A 17,680-nucleotide genomic window follows, 5' to 3' on the forward strand; every position below is an offset into this window, starting at 1 on the left:
GCTATCAATCGACTGCGGGGAAAACTGACTGGGGCAGGGGGGCAGTTGAAGTTAGGCATGTTCTTTGTTTTTTGTACTCATTGTCTGAAGGACGCTGTCGGAAACTTCCTAGGACGCAACACTGAATCGCTGAAACCCAATGGCTCAGAGGCTTGCAGGCGCGTACCAAGGCGAAGCGGGCGAACTCCCCAGCTTATGTATCAAATAATTACGACAAGCAAAGCTTGAGCGTATTACCAATACTCTTTGCAGCACTAGAACAATTTTCCAGATCAACCCGTCGCTCGGTCACGCTATGCCAGTGCGACGCCGATATTTGAATTTCCAGGTATATGGCTATGAGTTCAATTCATGAGCAGGCAATGAATCACGTGTATCAACAGATATTGCAGCGATTGTCAGGTTTTTATTCCCGCGCGGAACGGACGGCGTTGCAGCTTTTGATCCAGCGTTTAATTGTCGCCGCCGGCGGCATCGACCGGATCGGCGACTATCGCGTGTTGACGGTCCAGAACGGCAGCCGGGACAGCTTTTATGTCCTGACCGCCTTGCGGGCCGCACAGTTGAGCATCGCGGGCAGGCATCCGGTGACCTTCGACTTGCGCGTCGCCACGCCACGCCTGAGCGAAACCACCCAGGCGACCCTGGAAAACATCCACCGCTGTTACAGCGCGCTGTTCGTCTACGACGACCCTCGGGTGGAACTGCTGATGGCGGATAACCGCGAGGTGGTGCCGTTCAATCACAAGCAGCCGTTGTCGGCGGCCGGGCATGAGGCCAATCGCATGGACACGTTGGTTCTGGGCCACCTTCGCTCGGTCGACAGTCCCCTGGAGGTAGGCGATCACGGCTACCTGGCGATGGCGGAGTTCTATCGGCATATGGCTCGCTGGGAGCGTGGCGTGGACTCGTTAGTCAGCAGTGATACGCCGCGCGAGCAAAAACAGTTCATGTCGGGCCTTCGGCGTGCTGCCCGCAAGGTCGGCCTGGCGACTGATCCATCCAGCGGTTTCGACAGTCTCTTCGCGCAACTCGATTCCTTGGGCGCTAATCCTTACCTGGGCTTCTATGGTCAGGACCACGGGGACGCATGGAGACCCGAGGGGCATTTCGAGGCGTGTCGGCGCGTGAGTCACATTGGTATCGACGACCTGATCGTCGACAGTTCGCAAGAAACCAACTGGCCGCTGTTCAGTGAATTCCTTCGGGTGCGGACCGATGAGCTCGTCGCATCGGCGCCGGAAAACGAATACCTGAGCCCACTGCTGTCAGCCCACCTGCATGGCCTGCAGGCCTGCTATCTGCAGGGGCGCAGCTATGAAGCGGGCTATGGCGACTATGTACAACGGGCGATCATGATCATGCATCGCAAGCAGTTGCCCGAGCACGTCTGCGAGCAGGCACGAATGCTGTTCGGCCCACCCACGGCCATCCCCGAGCGGCGCGCCCAGGCTGCCAGCGACGCGCACAAGACCCTGGGGCTCAATGAAACGCAACTGGTGTGCATGTTGTTCGCTCCTTTCGTGGAGCAAGGCGCCGGCCTGGAACACTTCCTGCGCTGCTGTCATCCCGGCATGCTGGTGGCGCTGCCGGATTTGCACAAGGCCATGCAGGGCGCGGCCATCGCCGATCAGGTGGCGCAATGGATGGTCGACGTCAGCGGCCTGTCCATCGACATGCTCGGCAAGCTGTATCGGGCCAGTATCACGCCGCCGGAGCAGGAACAGGCATCGGGAATGGATGCGCAGCAGCCTGTCGATGACGTCGACATTGAAGAAGCCGGGCAGGGCGACGATGCCATGCGCGAACGTGCGGCACGGCATTGAGGGACAGGATTTGACGGATTCATTCGCCACGTCGCCTGGCCCAACCCCATGAAAGGTTGCCGGGAAACAGACTTCGCGTATCAGGCGGTTTATCGTTACCTCACCACCCTGATCAACGAACTGGGCGCCGACGCCCGAGTGCGTTTGCCGTCATTACGGCAACTGGCCGAGCGCCTGAACGTGTCGATCTCTACCATCCAGTACGCTTATTCGTTGCTGGAGAAGGAAGGGCGGGTCTATTCGGTCGCCAAATCCGGTTATTACGCATTGCCAGTACCCTGCGTCGCGACACTGGGCGGCGGTGATGATTTGCTCGAGACCCTGTATGTCAATGCACGGCGACCGGGAATGCTGGTACTCAGCGCTGACGAGCCTGCGTCGATGCAACCGCTGGACAGCCCGCTGTTGTTACTGGAGCGTGAGCTGCTGCGTCAGTATCCGCGCTCCTCACAGATGCCCTCGCAGCCTTGGGGCGAGCTGGAACTGCGCACCGCGCTGGCGGCTCGCTATACGTCTTCGCCGGCCCGTTGCTGGAACGCCGACGATGTTTATATCGGCGCTGATCTGCGCGGTGTATTGGAGATTCTGATCGCCGTGCTGGCGCTCAAGGGCGCCACGGTGCTGATCGAGTCCCCCTGCGACTGGACGGTTCTGCGCTTGCTGCAGGCGGCCGATATCGACGTGATCGAGCTGCCACTGCTGGCGAATGGGGAGATCAATGTCGAGCAACTGGAACAATTGCTGACGAGTAAAGCGGTACGCCTGGTCATCCTGTCCTCGGTCCTGAATATGCCCAGGGGCACGCTCGTTCCTGAAAACAACCGTCGCGCCGTAGCGCGCTTGCTGGAGCTGCACGGCACATGGGTGCTGGAGAACGACAGTTATACAGACCTGGCGTTCGAAGCCGGGGTTACGCCTTTTCGAGACTTGCTCGACCCGGACCGGCTGATCGTCTATTCCACTTTCGAAAAAACCATCGGCCCCGAGGCCCCCTACGGCTATGTGTTGTCGCGACAGCTGACGCTGGAGCTGCAGCGACATTTCCTGCTGCGCGCGTTTCGTCTGTCACCGATTCGCCAGAAGGCCATCGCACGTTTGTACAGCAACGGACGGATCGATCAGCACTTGCTGGTGCTGCGACGATTGTTGCGTGAAGGTGCGCTATCGACAACGCAAATGCTGCGCGAGCGGCTAGGGGACAGCCTGCAATGGCTGGAGCCCCAAGGGGGCGCAACGATCTGGACCCGATCTTCGCGGCACGTCGATCTGCGACGGGTCTTCCAGCGGCTGCTGGCGCAGCGAATCGTCATTGCGCCGGGAGAGCTGTTCAGTTTGCAAGGGTTGTATGCACAACATCTGCGCCTGACCCACGCCTTGAGCGGTTCACACGATCTGGATACTGCACTCTGTGCGCTGGCCGATGCCTTGAGACTTGAGCAATCGTAACGGAGGGCGATGGATCGAACCCGTCGCGCCACGGTCGAACTGTCAGTAAACTGCATCCATTTTATCGAGCCACTCCATTCAGAGGTTTTGCATGACAGTCAGTCCATTTGCGGGCAAGCCGGCACCGGCAGAGTTGTTGATCGATATCCCGCGACTGGTGACGGCCTATTACACCGGCCGACCCGACGCCTCGGTGTCGACCCAGCGTGTGGCTTTCGGCACATCCGGGCACCGTGGCAGTTCCTTCGACCTGGGGTTCAACGAATGGCATGTGCTGGCTATCAGCCAAGCGATCTGCCTGTACCGTGAAGCCCAGGGTATCAACGGTCCCTTGTTCCTGGGGATCGATACCCATGCGCTGTCCACCCCGGCAGGCGCCAGCGCGCTGGAGGTGTTCGCTGCCAACGGGGTCACCGTGATGATTGCCGAGGCCGATGACTACACGCCCACGCCGGCGATTTCCCACGCCATTCTTTGCTACAACCGCGGCCGCACCACCGGTCTGGCGGACGGCATCGTCATCACCCCGTCCCACAATCCGCCGCAGAGTGGGGGCTACAAGTACAACCCCACCAACGGCGGCCCGGCCGATACCCACATCACCAAATGGATCGAAGCCAAGGCCAACGAGCTGCTGGCAAGCCAGTTGGCCGGCGTCAAGCGCGTCAGCTATGAGCAGGCCCTGAGGGCCGACACCACTCACCGTCACGACTACGTCAACACCTACGTGGCGGATCTGATCAATGTCATCGACTTCGATGCCATTCGCGCTGCCGGCTTGCGCCTGGGCGTGGATCCGCTGGGCGGAGCAGGGGTGCGCTACTGGCCCGCCATTGCCGAGCATTACCGCCTGGATCTGGACGTGGTCAACACTCAGGTGGATTCCACCTTCCGCTTCATGACCGTCGACTGGGATGGGCAGATCCGCATGGACCCGTCCTCCAGCCATGCCATGCAAGGCTTGATTGGCCTCAAAGAGCGTTTCGATGTGGCCTTCGCCTGCGACCCGGACCATGATCGCCACGGCATCGTGACGCCGTCCGGCGGTTTGCTGGCGCCGAACAACTATCTGGCGGTGTCCATCGACTACCTGTTCCAGAACCGTCCGCAGTGGCGTGCCGATGCCGCCGTGGGCAAGACGGTAGTCAGCAGCGGGCTGATCGATCGCGTAGCCAAGCGTCTGGGTCGGCGCCTGTATGAAGTGCCGGTTGGCTTCAAGTGGTTCGCCGACGGCTTGTTCGACGGTTCCTTGGGCTTTGGTGGCGAAGAAAGCGCCGGCGCCTCGTTCCTGCGCAAGGACGGCGGTGTGTGGAGTACCGACAAAGACGGCCTGATCCCGGCGTTGCTGGCGGCCGAAATGACCGCGCGCACCGGTCGCGACCCAAGCCAGGCCTACCGCGCCCTGACGGATGAACTGGGTGAGCCGTTCTCCGTGCGCGTCGATGCCAAGGCGAGCCCGCAACAGAAGGCGCTGCTGAGCAAGCTGGCACCGGATCAGGTCGCATCCACCGAATTGGCCGGGGAGACCATCCAGAGCATCCTCAGCCATGCACCGGGCAATGACCAGGCCATCGGCGGCCTGAAAGTCATGACTGAAAACGGCTGGTTCGCCGCGCGACCATCAGGCACTGAGGACATCTACAAGATTTACGCCGAAAGCTTCATCAGTGATGAGCACCTCAAGCAATTGGTGGTCGAGGCGCAGGCATTGGTCGACAGCGCCATTTCCGGACAGTGATTCAAACCCATCGCGAGCAGGCTCGCTCCCACATTGGCTTTGCGGTGCACGCAGGCCTCTGTGGGAGCGAGCCTGCTCGCGATGACGGTGGGTCGGGCGACACTGATGGCGATGTGCGACACCACTTTCACTTCATCGCCTAAATCCATGACTTACAAGCTTTTGAGTGGAATCCGCTGGCAAATACAGACACCATAGCCGCCATGGTTCTGAACACCGGAGTCCCTCAGCGTGTCGCAACACACTCCCGATCTTCCCCCCGAACTTCTGCCCCTGGCGCAGATGTCTTTACTCAAGCGCCTGGCCGCGCGTTTTTTGGGGCATGGCCTGACGCGACTTCGAGCCCAGCATCGGGCTTCCTGGCTGCACGGCCAGGCCGACGGCTTTCGCAGTGGCCATAGCGCCGGTTTTGACTACGGCCATAAGGAAGGCAAGGCCGAAGGGTTGGAAGAGGGCCGTCAGGTCCTGTTGATTCGGGATTCCCGAAGCACTGAACACCCGGCACCGAAAGTCGATGATCTGTTGTTCGATGACTGGCGCCTGCCGTTGACCGCCGAACTCAAGAAACGCATCAAGGCCGATGTTGCCCGATTGCTTCCTGCTCACGCCCAGCCGAGCGCCGCGCAGTGGAAGATGATCCTGAGCGATACGCCGTCTACCTCGGTCGTTGCCGGCGCAGGCGCCGGGAAGTCCACAACCCTGGTGCTACGTATTGTGCTGCTGTCTCATTACCTGGGTTTTGAGCTGGACTCGATGACCGTGGTGACCTTCACACGGGAGTCGCGCAAGGATTTCATTCACAAACTCATTGAGGTTTTCGCCCTCTGGGGGCGGACAATCAGCCTCAAGGAAGCTCGCGACCTGGTGCGAACCTTCCATTCACGCATCTTGCCCATGGTGCGCAGCCTGCCCGGGTTCGAGCGGCTCCAGGCGTTTGAAACCCTAAGCCATCGCACCGAATCGCCGGATGATGACGCCCAAGGCAATCCCTTTGAATTGCGCATCAACGATGCTCAGCGCCAACAGCTCAATGCCTGCTATCACGGTCTTTATCAGCGCGACGAGCGTTTTCGCGAACTGATCAAGCCGATGTCCCGCCATGCCTTGCAGCTCAAGGAGCTGGAACGCGACCACCCTGATGTGCAGAAACGTGTAGCCGTGACCGAGCTGGCCGCCCAGCGCGATGAAGAGCTGTGCGATGCGATCGAAGACCTGTGGTTTCGCGCCGGTGCCTGGCCGATCAAGGGCATCGTGCCAAAGCGTCAGGCATTCCAGATCAATGGCGCGACCTTTCATTGTCACGGCTATGTTCCAACTCTGGACGCCTGGCTGATGCTGGGTTTCGATCCGCGGGAAGACGCCCGACTCAGCCGGCCGGGCGCCAAACTGAGTATCCGTGCGGAGTGGGCGGTCAAGCGCACCCTGTTTCAAGCTTTCTGCTCTAAGCCATTGATATGGCTCGATAGTTATGAGGCGTCAAAGCGTGTATTGAGCGTGTTGGCCGGGGATGCCAGCGCAGGCCCAGGGTTCGATTACAAAGTGAAAGGCGAACTGGGTTCGGCACCGTTGCTGGATTGTTTCGTCGCGGCCGCCGGCTTTATCGAGAACCTGGGCCTGGACGTCCCGGACGCCGTGGGCCGGATGTGTTTTGCCCAGGATGACCCGGATCGTTATTTCTTTGAGGCCCTGAGTCGCTACTGGCGGGCATTTGAAGATCATTTGCTGGATCAGTCGCCGCCCGTCATGACTTATAACCGAATGTTCGCGCTGTTCAGTGAGCATTCCCCCGAGAACTTCAAGCTGTTGAGCGATGCGATACTGCGTCCTCTGTCGCACTTGATGATCGACGAGTTTCAAGATGTCTCGCCGCAGATCGTCTCCTGGCTTCGCGCCAGCCTGCGGGAAGTGCGCAGCCGCGGTCCCGCCATGCATGTGGGACGGGGCGCCCAACGTTCCTCCTTGCTGTGCGTGGGCGATGATTGGCAGTCGATTTACGGCTGGCGCGGCAGCTCCCCGAGTTATTTCATGGCGTTCAACAAACAGTTTCCTTCACCGGCAAACACCAGGGTCATGCTCACCGACAACTACCGTAGCCATCAGCACATCATTGACGCCGCCGAACACGTCGTGCGCGCGGCTGCGGCGATTCCCGGCAAAAAGGCCAAGGCCAGCGGCACGCCTCGAACCTTGAGCCCGGTTAATGTGCTGGACAGAGACGACGAAGGCCTGGCGAAGCGGCTGGACGAACACTACCGCAAAGGCGATTCAATCTTGATGCTCTATCGAAAAAGCAGCGATAAGCTTTTGATTGAAAAGCACATTCAACCAACAGTTAATGTGGATTCTAGCTTGCCGCACCCCGTGCGACGCCTCCGGCAGATGACTTACCACAGCGCCAAGGGACTTCAGGCCGATGCGGTGTTTTTGCTCGGTGACTGCCAGCACTCAACCAGTTCCCCCTACAAGAATCAGGTCTACCGAATGGCCGGGCTTGGCCAGGAGGGCGATGCCGAGCCGTACGACACGGTACAGAAAGACGAGATTCTGCGTCTGGCCTATGTCGGCATTACCCGGGCGGTGCAGCACTGCTATTGGTATGTCGATGGGCAGGACACACAGGTCAACAAGGCGCCCAAGGCGTCGGATCGGATAGGGACCGGCAAGCCGTTCTTTGCCGATCATCGCCGCGCCCGCAGCTGAGAACCTCGAGGCACGAACAAAACCGTCAGCCAAAAAGAAGCCCACTGCTGTGGGCTTCTTTTTTCAGGAGGCAAATCGTCGCAAGCCAACCGGTGGCACGAAGGCTTCCAACTCGGCTTCCACCGCTTCGATTATTCGCTCCACGTCAGGGGCGTTCATCACTGTCGCGCAGGGGATGCCTGCAATCGCGATCATGGTTTCGCCGCTGGCACGGTCAAACAGCCGGGCGACCATACTGCCCGGTGCGTCCATGCTGGCCTCGAATCCCATGGGATGAAAGTGCCAGCGCATCAACTGGCAGGCGTTGGGAAACGTAACCTTGCTGAAAGATCCTCTATTCATCTGTTGCCCACCTTCTTCATCAAGCGCTTCCGTTTGCTCATATCAGGAAGGAAGAGCCATCATGGCTCTACCAGTGAGAACTAAAAATAGCACCTGAAAATGAATGTCATGTGGCTTTTTTCAGGCCGTTTGGCGATTGGTTCACTTTTTTTGATTTGCATCACGACTTATGCCGTTTCGATCAGGCCCTCACTTTCTCTGGGCAAGGATGTCATTCCGCCCATCCAGAGGCTCTGGTTCACGGCATTGCAAGACCACTAGCCAGGCTAATAGCATCAACGATGTGGCTACGGCGAAGGTCAGATGCAAGCCATTTGTTACCGCTTCGGGGGAGGCGCGGACGATGCCATTCGTCGGTACAGTCAGGGCAAACACCGCGCCGAGTGCCGATGCACCGGTCAGGAAACCCAGATTGCGCGACAAGTTGAGCAGCCCTGAGAAGACGCCACGTTTGTCTGCTGGCACGTTCGCCATCACTGCGGTGTTGTTGGCCGTCTGGAACAGCGCATAGCCAAGGGTCGTTACCGCGATAGCACCGACATAGCCGCCCACACCGAGGGCCGGTGACATCAGAGACAGCATCAGGCAGCCGACAATCATGACCAGCAGCCCGGCGAGCCGCACAGGGCGCACGCCGAACCGGTCCACCAGCCGCCCGGCAGGCACACCCGTCAGCGCAGCCACCGACGGTCCCGCCGCCAACGCCAGCCCCACCAGCGCGGCAGGCAATCCAAGGGCGACGGACAGGTAGAAGGGCCCCACCAGCAGCGTCGCCATCATGACCGTTGCCACCAGAGCACTGGTCACCAGCCCGCAAACCAGCAGCCGGTCTCCCAGCAACGCCACGGGGATCAACGGCGCCGCGACCCGCCGCTGGGCCAAAACAAACAGACTGCCGCCCAGGATCGCCGTCAGCAACAGCGCCATATTCGGCCAGCCGAAGTTCCCTCGTCCCAACGTCGTGGCTAATGCATAGGCAGCAAGCGTTGCTGCCAATAACAGCGTGCCCAAGGCATCAAAGCGCGGGCGCCCGACTACCCGCATGGATGATTGGGCTGGCAATGAACGCCAGGCCAGGACAAACGTCAGCAGTCCAAGAGGAACATTAATCAAAAATAGCGCCTGCCAACCGAAACCGCTGATAAGCGCACCACCCAGTGAGGGACCAAGGGCGGTTCCGACTGCGGAGAGGGTGCCCAACAGCCCCATCGCGCTGCCGGTCTTTTCCTTGCTGACGGTTTCAGCCACCAGGGCCAGGGTTAACGTCATCATGATGGCCGCACCAAGACCCTGTAATGCCCGGCCTGCGATCAACAGCCAAAGCGAAGGCGCCATGCCGCATAGCGCTGATGCGAGGGTGAACAGCACGATCCCCGCCAGTAGTAACCGGCTACGACCGAGCAAGTCCCCCAATCGCCCGAGGCTGACAATCAGGGTGGTAATTGCCAGTAAATAGGCAAGGATGACCCACTGCACTTGCTGGAAGGAGGCCTCGAACGCATGGGCCAGGGTCGGCAAACCCACCGTCGCCACGCTGGCGCCCAGTGAGGCCAGCAAGGTCGACAGTGAAAGGCTGGTCAAGGCCCAGCGCGGTGAGAAGACCCGTTCTGCGCCCGTCGCGCTTGGCAGGCTGGGTTGGGTATTGGCTGGTTTCATCATGTCCTCTGGCTCTGCCGCTCTAAAAATGGAGCTGTCCGAACGTTACGCCCGGGCATAACATGGCGGAAGACGCATGGATTGCACTTTATAACTGCATACAGCGCCATCTATTCCAAACCAGGGCTGCGCCATGTCCACACCCGACCTCAATCTGCTGGTTACTCTCGATGTCTTGCTGTCGGAAGGCAGCGTGGCCCGCGCCGCTCGGCGACTGCGACTCAGCCCTTCGGCCATGAGCCGGGCGCTGGCGCGGTTGCGCGAAACCACGGGTGATCCGCTGCTGGTGCGAGCCGGGCGGGGCCTGGTGCCCACACCCCGCGCTTTGGCGTTGCGTGAGCAGGTCAGCCAACTGGTGCAGGATGCCCAAGCGGCGCTGCGCCCGTCCCAGGTGCCGGATCTGCGCCGACTGAGCCGCACCTTCACCCTGCGCACTCGGGAAGGGTTCGTTGAAAACTTCGCCATCGACTTGATCAACCGCATCAACGAGCAGGCGCCCGGTGTGCGGCTGCATTTCCTGGACAAGGCCGACAAGGACAGTACGGCGCTGCGAGAGGGCAGCGTGGATCTGGAAACGGCGGTCGTGGACAAGGACACCAGCCCGGAGCTACGAACCCAGGCGTTGTTCACTGATCGCCTCATTGGCGTGGTGCGCACGGGTCACCCGCTGAGTCGGGCCGAGGTGTGTACCGCCGGTTATGCGGCAGGCGGGCACATCGGCGTTTCCTTGCGGGGGCTGGACCACAGCGTCATCGACCAGGCCTTGCGGTCCTTGAACCTGACACGGCCGATCGCGATCACCGTCCCAGGCTTCTCCACTGCACTGGGCCTTGCCCGGTCCAGCGACCTGATCGCCAGCGTCCCTGAACGCTATACCACCCGCCTGCGCGTCGGCATGCACAGCTTTGCGTTGCCGTTTGCGCTACCGACATTCACGATTTCCATGCTTTGGCACCCCCGAATGGATGCCGATCCTGTGCACCGCTGGTTTCGCGGTTGTCTGCGGGAAGTGTGTTCAGGCAAAACCGTAGAGATTTAGCCGCCATTAGTTAGTAGCGTTTCGCTGGCACTTAGTTGCTAGAAGTGCGACGTGATTGGCAAATAGGTGGTTAACCTCATTTAATATTTAAATAGAATCTTGTCCTACAATCTTTAATGTCGCCCGCGAAATACCTGTACTAACGGGGCGCCGTGTATCTTTTGCCGTTGTTGAAGGCGTGAGTGTGTAAAGGGGTCAAAAAAATTCGCTGGACGTTTGATTTCCAATTGTGTCAGTTTTCTTGCGTCCTCAATTGGGCGAGTGATAGGACGCTCTCGCCAGAGATTGTTCTATCTGACAAAAACTGTTCCATTGCAAACAAGGAAGTGTGTTTATGTCGAAAGTCAAAACCAACGCTATTGATTCTGCCGAACAATTGCTCTGGGCGCCGCAATCACTGGCGGCGGCCAGCAGTGCATTCAATCAGATCAATAGTTTCAGCCACCAATACGATCGGGGCGGCAACCTGACCGTCAATGGCAAACCCTCGTACTCCGTGGACGAAGCGGCCACCCAGTTGCTGCGCGACGGTGCGGCCTACCAGGACCGGGACGCCAGCGGCAAGATTGAGCTGACGTACACGTTCCTGACCTCTGCCTCTTCGAGCACCATGAATAAGCACGGCATCAGCGGTTTCAGCCAGTTCAGCGCCCAGCAGAAAGGCCAGGCGGTCCTGGCTATGCAATCCTGGGCGGACGTGGCCAATGTCACGTTCACCGAAAGGACCAGCGGCGGCGACGGCCACATGACCTTCGGCAACTACAGCAGCGGCCAGGACGGCGCAGCGGCATTTGCCTATCTACCGGGCACGGGCGCCGGTTATGACGGGACTTCCTGGTACCTGATCAACAGCCGCTACACCCAGAACAAGAACCCGGAACTGAACAACTATGGCCGTCAGACCCTGACCCATGAAATCGGTCACAGCCTGGGCCTGGCGCATCCTGGCGACTATAACGCCGGCGAAGGCAGCCCGACCTACGATGACGCCACCTATGCTCAGGACACCCGAGGCTACAGCCTCATGAGTTACTGGAGTGAAACCAACACCAGCCAGGACTTCAGCAAGGGCGGCGTCGAAGCCTATGCCTCGGGCCCGCTGATGGATGACATTGCGGCCATTCAGAAGCTCTACGGTGCCAACACCAGCACCCGGACCGGCGACTCGACCTACGGCTTCAACTCCAACACCGGTCGCGACTTCTACAGCGCATCCTCGTCTTCGGACAAAGTCGTGTTCTCGGTATGGGACGCCGGTGGCCGCGACACTCTGGATTTTTCAGGCTTCACACAAAACCAGAAAATCAACCTCAATGGCGCCTCGTTTTCCGACGTAGGCGGCATGGTGGGTAACGTGTCCATCGCTCAGGGGGTGACCATCGAGAATGCCATTGGCGGCTCGGGCAGTGACTTGCTGATCGGCAACTCCGTGGCCAACGAACTCAAGGGCGGTGCCGGCAACGACATCCTTTGGGGCGCCGGCGGTGCCGACAAACTGTGGGGCGGTTCGGGCTCGGACACCTTCGTGTTCGCCGCCAGTTCTGACTCACGGCCAGGTGCGGTCGATCAGATCCTCGATTTCGTCAGCGGCCTGGACAAGATCGACCTGACCGCCATCACCAAAGGCGCGGGCCTGCACTTTGTGAACGCATTCACCGGTACGGCGGGTGATGCGGTGCTGTCGACATCAGGTGGCAACAGCCTGCTGTCGGTGGACTTCTCCGGGCACGGCGTGGCTGACTTCCTGGTCAGTACCGTCGGCCAGGCGGCTGTCTCGGATATCGTGGCCTGATGTCCTCGATCCCGTGGGAGCGGCCAGCGCTCTTGCGGGATCCTTCAGGATTGAACCTATGTGCAAAAGCCCTAAGCCCCGAGGTGTCCAGGCAGGTGCCTGGTTACTCGCTACGCTGATGATGTTTACCGGAGAAGTCGCCATGGCGCGCAGCCTGTTGTTAGCAGAACCTTCGCAGTTGGCCGGCCAGTGGCAGGCTATTCTGTCGGGGCCGCAGGAGTCTGCGCAGCCCCCATCGTCCCAAGACGCGCCGTCCAGCATCTGCTTTGTCGAGCTTCGGGCAGATCAAACCCTGGTCGGGCAAACCACCTGCCTGGGACAGTGGCTGGGCGATGAGCCGGTCCATTGGTTCACCGAGCCAGACGGCCTTTCACTGATTGGCAAACAGAACAACCGGATTCACTTGCAACTGCGTCAAGAGCAACACTATCAAGTCACCTTGAAATCAGGTCAGGTAGTGACGCTCGAACGGCGTCCACCCCAAACCATTCCTTAACACGTTGGTACAGTGTGCCAATGCCCCAGGCGCGCCTGTTTAAACAGGTGTGCACCGCACCGCGGCCCGATGTAAATCATTTAAAGATTGGCAAGTTGAATAACCTGGCAAAGCCAACAGCAAGGATATCTACATGAACATGACAAGGCGCGCTGCGACGGTGCCGCTGTTTAGAGCGCTGGGCAACTATAAAAGTATTCTGATCAGCGTCGGTTGTTTTACCGCACTGATTAATGTCCTGATGTTGGCGCCTTCGATTTATATGCTCCAAGTGTATGACCGGGGCCTGTCATCACAAAACGAAACCACGCTGTGGATGTTGTCGTTGATGGTGGTGGGCTTCTTCGTATTTATCGGGCTGCTGGAAATGCTGCGCAGCTTCATTGTTATCCGTATCGGCAGCCAGCTGGAAAGACGCTTGAACCTTCAGGTGTACAAGGCCGCGTTCGAGCGCAACCTGTGCCAGGGCGAGGGCAACGCCGGGCAGTCGCTGGGTGACCTTACCCACATCCGCCAGTTCGTCACCGGACCTGCGCTGTTCGCATTCTTCGATGCCCCGTGGTTTCCCGTGTATTTGCTGGTGATCTACCTGTTCAACGTCTGGTTGGGCGTGTTCGCCAGCGTTGGCACCTTGTTGCTCATCGGCCTGGCCTGTCTCAACGAAGTCATGACCAAAAAGCCGCTGGGGCAGGCCAGTGTTTACTCGCAACAGTCCAGCCAACTGGCGACCAGCCACTTGCACAACGCCGAGACCATCCAGGCCATGGGCATGCTCGGCGCATTGCGCGGGCGCTGGTTTGCCGTGCATTCGCGCTTTCTCGGCCTGCAAAACCAAGCCAGTGATACCGGCGCGGTGATCAGCTCCCTGAGCAAGACTCTGCGCCTGTGTCTGCAATCGCTGGTACTGGGGTTGGGGGCGCTGTTGGTGATCAGGGGCGACATGACCGCTGGAATGATGATTGCCGGCTCAATCCTGATGGGTCGGGTGCTAAGCCCCATCGACCAGTTGATCGCCGTGTGGAAGCAGTGGAGTGGGGCCAAACTGGCCTATCGCCGTCTCGACGCGCTGTTGCAGGCTTACCCAGCCCAAAACGAAGCGATGACATTGCCGCCGCCCAAGGGCCAGGTGAGCTTTGAACAGGTCAGCGCCGGCCCACCGGGGCGGCGCAACGCGACGCTGCATCAGCTCGGTTTCAGCCTGGACGCCGGGGAAGTGCTCGGGGTGCTGGGTGCGTCGGGGTCCGGCAAATCCACCCTGGCCCGCGTGTTGGTGGGGGTATGGCCGACCTTCGCAGGCACAGTGCGGCTCGACGGGGCCGACATCCATCGCTGGAATCGCGACCAGCTCGGCCCGCACATTGGCTATCTGCCCCAAGACATTGAGTTGTTCAGCGGCAGCATTGCCGAAAACATTGCCCGTTTTCGCCAGGCCGATCCGCAAAAGGTCGTCGCGGCCGCACAACAGGCCGGTGTGCATGAACTGATCCTGCGCATGCCTCAAGGCTACGACACCGTGCTGGGAGAGGATGGCAGCGGTTTGTCCGGTGGCCAGAAACAGCGCGTCGCCCTGGCCCGGGCAATGTATGACCAACCGAGCCTGGTGGTGCTCGATGAACCCAACTCCAATCTCGACACAGTCGGTGAAGCGGCACTGGCCGGCGCCATCGCGCAGATGAAAGCCCAGGGCACCACGGTCGTGCTGGTGACCCATCGCTCCTCGGCGCTGGCTCAGGCCGACAAGCTGCTGGTGCTCAATGAAGGCCACCTACAAGCGTTCGGTCCAAGTCAGGAGGTGCTGCGGGCTTTGTCCGGCCAACCGCAATCGCAACGCGACAAACCCCAGGCAGCCCCCAACGGGCTGAGCATGAGTCGCCAGTACTCGGCGGCCAGCAAACCCAGCGGCGCATGAGCAAGGATCGCGACATGAATCTGCAACACTCTCAAGACCTCGAACATCCCGAGCGCGATGCCCGTTTCTTCACCCGCCTGGGATGGGCACTGGCGATCATTGGTGCCGGCAGTTTTTTCACCTGGGCCAGCCTGGCGCCGCTGGACCAAGGTATTGCGGTGCAAGGCACCGTGGTGGTGTCCGGCAAGCGCAAGGCCGTGCAATCGATGAGCAGCGGCGTGATCAGCCGGATTCTGGTGCGTGAAGGCGAGACAGTGAGGCAGGGCCAACCGCTGTTCCAACTGGACCAGACTCAGGCTGCGGCCGATGTGCAATCGCTGCAAGCCCAGTACCGCATGGCCTGGGCCAGCCTGGCACGCTGGCAAAGCGAGCGGGACAACCTCCCACAGGTCAGCTTTGCGGCTGAACTGAGCCACGACCCCGACCCGCGCCTGGCGCTGGTGCTCGAAGGCCAGCGGCAGTTGTTCAGCAGCCGCCGCGAAGCGGTGGCCCGGGAGCAGGCCGCGTTGCGCGCCAATATCGAAGGCGCCACGGCGCAACTGGCGGGCATGCGCCGGGCTCGCAATGACCTCAATGCCCAGGCCCAGTCCCTGCGCCAGCAGCTCAGCAACCTGCAACCGTTGGCGGACAACGGCTACATCCCGCGCAACCGTCTGCTGGATTATCAACGGCAACTGTCGCAAGTGCAGCAGGAACTGGCGCAGAACAGTGGCGAAAGCGGCCGGGTGGAGCAGGGCATCGTCGAGTCCCGCCTCACGCTTGAACAACACAATGAGGAATACCAGAAGGAGGTTCGCAGTCAGTTGGCCGAGGCGCAACTCAAGCGCGAAACCCTGCAACAGCAGCTCAAGTCTGCCGCGTTTGAGCTGCAACACAGCGAGATCCTTGCCACCGCCGACGGCATCGCCGTGAACTTGGGCGTACACACCGAAGGCGCCGTGGTCCGTCAGGGCGATACCTTGCTGGAAATCGTGCCCCAAGACACGCGCCTGGAAGTGGAAGGGCGCCTGCCGGTCAACCTGATCGACAAGGTGGGCACCCAGTTGCCAGTGGACATCCTCTTCACCGCCTTCAACCAGAACCGCACGCCGAGGGTCCCGGGGCAGGTCAGCTTGATTTCCGCCGACCAGATGATCGATGAAAGAACCGCTGAGCCGTATTACATCCTGCGCAGCAGCGTCAGCGAAGTGGCGATGGAAAAACTCAACGGGCTGGTGATCAAGCCCGGAATGCCGGCGCAAATGTTCGTGCGCACGGGTGAGCGCTCGCTCATGAACTACCTGTTCAAACCGCTGCTCGACCGAGCCGGCTCCGCGTTGACCGAAGAATGAGGATGTTCGGGGGTATGAAGGGACGTTATTGGCTCGCCGCGCTGGCGGCGGTTATCTGCAACAATGCCTGGGCCATGGGGCCATTCGAGTTCTATGAACAAGCCCTGCGCAATGACCCGGTCTACCTGGGCGCGATCAAGGAGCGCGATGCCGGCCTGGAGAACCGCGCCATTGGCCGCGCCGGGCTGCTGCCGCACCTGGGCTACAGCTACAACAAGGGCCGCAACCAGTCCAAGGTCACCTACCTCAACGAGCGCGGCGCCAGCCAGCATGACGACCGCAACTACAGCAGCTATGGCTCCAGCCTGACCCTGCAACAACCGCTGTTGGACTACGAGGCCTACGCCGCCTACCGCAAAGGCGTGGCCCAGGCGCTGTTTGCCGACGAAAACTTTCGTGGCAAGAGCCAGGAGTTGCTGGTGCGGGTGTTGAGTGCCTACACCCAGGCGTTGTTCGCCCAGGATCAGATCGACATTGCCCAGGCCAGGAAAAAAGCTTTCGAACAACAGTTTCATCAGAACGAGCACCTGTTTGCCCAAGGCGAAGGTACGCGCACCGACATCCTTGAAGCCGAGTCGCGCTATGAGTTGGCGATTGCCGAAGAGATCGAGGCTCGCAACGAGCAGGACGCTTCCTTGCGCGAACTGGGCTCGCTGATTGGCGTCCCGACCCTGAACATTGGCGACCTGGCGCCCCTGAACGAAACGTTCCAGACCTTTGCCTTGCAGCCGGCCAGTTTTCAGGCATGGCACGAACTGGCCGTGAGCAACAACCCGACCCTGGCATCCCAGCGCCAGGCCGTGGACGTGGCGCGCTACGAAGTCGAACGCAACCGCGCCGGACACCTGCCCAAGGTCAGCGCCTACGCGACGATGCGCCAGAACGAGTCGGAAAGCGGTAACACCTACAACCAGCGCTACGACACCAACACCATTGGACTTGAGATCAGCGTGCCGCTGTACGCCGGTGGCGGCGTCTCGGCGTCGACCCGTCAGGCCAGCCGCAACATGGAGCGGGCCGAATATGAACTGGACGCCAAAACCCGGGAAACCCTGATCGAGCTGCGCCGACAGTTCAGCGCCTGCATGTCGGGGGTGAACAAACTGCGGGCATACCGCAAAGCCCTCAGCGCCGCCGAGGCGTTGGTGGTATCGACCCGGCAAAGCATCCTCGGCGGCGAACGGGTCAACCTCGATGCCCTGAACGCCGAAGAACAGCTCTACACCACCCGACGCGACCTGGCCCAGGCCCGTTATGACTACCTCATGGCCTGGACAAAGTTGCACTACTACGCCGGCACCTTGGGCGCGCAAGACCTGGCCCAGGTGGATGAGGCGTTTGTGCCGCCGGCGCTGACCCAATGACTGGCAGTGCTGTGTGACGAGGGGATTTATCCCCGCTGGGT

12 protein-coding genes are annotated in these 17,680 nt (G+C 60.4%); 10 read left to right on the top strand and 2 right to left on the bottom strand.

The genetic code is table 11. The features are described 5' to 3' along the window. Positions 1-338 precede the first annotated feature (338 nt). From BM132_RS04215 to BM132_RS04230, 4 genes are all read left to right on the top strand, one after another. Complete coding sequence (locus BM132_RS04215; protein ID WP_092453485.1) at positions 339-1,826, top strand: hypothetical protein; 1,488 nt, start codon at positions 339-341, stop codon at positions 1,824-1,826. Between the two features lie 48 nt (positions 1,827-1,874). Next, complete coding sequence (locus BM132_RS04220) at positions 1,875-3,272, top strand: aminotransferase-like domain-containing protein (protein ID WP_092453487.1); 1,398 nt, start codon at positions 1,875-1,877, stop codon at positions 3,270-3,272. A 91-nt stretch (positions 3,273-3,363) separates the two neighbouring features. Further along, positions 3,364-5,010: a phosphoglucomutase (alpha-D-glucose-1,6-bisphosphate-dependent) gene (gene pgm, locus BM132_RS04225; RefSeq protein WP_092453489.1), complete on the top strand. Its 1,647-nt coding sequence runs from the start codon at positions 3,364-3,366 to the stop codon at positions 5,008-5,010. Positions 5,011-5,241: 231 nt separating this feature from the next. Beyond that, positions 5,242-7,710 carry a UvrD-helicase domain-containing protein gene (locus tag BM132_RS04230; protein ID WP_092453491.1) on the top strand — a complete coding sequence of 823 codons (2,469 nt, stop codon included), beginning with the start codon at positions 5,242-5,244 and terminating at the stop codon, positions 7,708-7,710. Positions 7,711-7,773: 63 nt separating this feature from the next. Here BM132_RS04230 and BM132_RS04235 read toward each other — a convergent pair whose 3' ends face one another. Beyond that, a complete protein-coding gene (locus BM132_RS04235) occupies positions 7,774-8,052 on the bottom strand; it encodes a DUF1652 domain-containing protein (RefSeq protein WP_047226440.1) in 279 nt (92 codons plus the stop codon). A gap of 189 nt (positions 8,053-8,241) precedes the next feature. After that, the gene (locus tag BM132_RS04240; protein ID WP_092453493.1) at positions 8,242-9,708 is read right to left on the bottom strand and encodes an MFS transporter; all 1,467 of its coding nucleotides are present in this window, start codon (positions 9,706-9,708) and stop codon (positions 8,242-8,244) included. 133 nt (positions 9,709-9,841) lie between these two features. Between BM132_RS04240 and BM132_RS04245 the strand changes: the two genes are divergently transcribed. The 6 genes from BM132_RS04245 (at position 9,842) to BM132_RS04270 (ending at position 17,639) form a co-directional block, all read left to right on the top strand. Then, positions 9,842-10,747 (top strand): LysR family transcriptional regulator, encoded by a 906-nt coding sequence (locus tag BM132_RS04245; protein WP_092453495.1) that lies wholly within the window; start codon positions 9,842-9,844, stop codon positions 10,745-10,747. Between the two features lie 334 nt (positions 10,748-11,081). After that, the gene (locus BM132_RS04250) at positions 11,082-12,539 is read left to right on the top strand and encodes a serralysin family metalloprotease (RefSeq protein ID WP_092453497.1); all 1,458 of its coding nucleotides are present in this window, start codon (positions 11,082-11,084) and stop codon (positions 12,537-12,539) included. Positions 12,540-12,597: 58 nt separating this feature from the next. Next, positions 12,598-13,035 (top strand): AprI/Inh family metalloprotease inhibitor, encoded by a 438-nt coding sequence (locus BM132_RS04255; protein ID WP_092453499.1) that lies wholly within the window; start codon positions 12,598-12,600, stop codon positions 13,033-13,035. A 133-nt stretch (positions 13,036-13,168) separates the two neighbouring features. Beyond that, positions 13,169-14,944 (top strand): type I secretion system permease/ATPase, encoded by a 1,776-nt coding sequence (locus tag BM132_RS04260; protein ID WP_092453501.1) that lies wholly within the window; start codon positions 13,169-13,171, stop codon positions 14,942-14,944. Next, positions 14,941-16,275, top strand: a complete 1,335-nt coding sequence (locus BM132_RS04265) for an HlyD family type I secretion periplasmic adaptor subunit (protein ID WP_092453503.1) — start codon at positions 14,941-14,943, stop codon at positions 16,273-16,275. Before BM132_RS04260 ends, BM132_RS04265 begins: the two co-directional genes overlap by 4 nt. Before the next feature lie 14 nt (positions 16,276-16,289). Then, entirely contained in the window at positions 16,290-17,639 is a 1,350-nt protein-coding gene (locus BM132_RS04270; protein WP_092453903.1) for a TolC family outer membrane protein, read from the top strand. Positions 17,640-17,680: the final 41 nt, after the last annotated feature.

The organism is Pseudomonas sp. NFACC45 (assembly GCF_900113505.1).
Taxonomy (GTDB): Bacteria; Pseudomonadota; Gammaproteobacteria; order Pseudomonadales; family Pseudomonadaceae; genus Aquipseudomonas; species Aquipseudomonas tehranensis.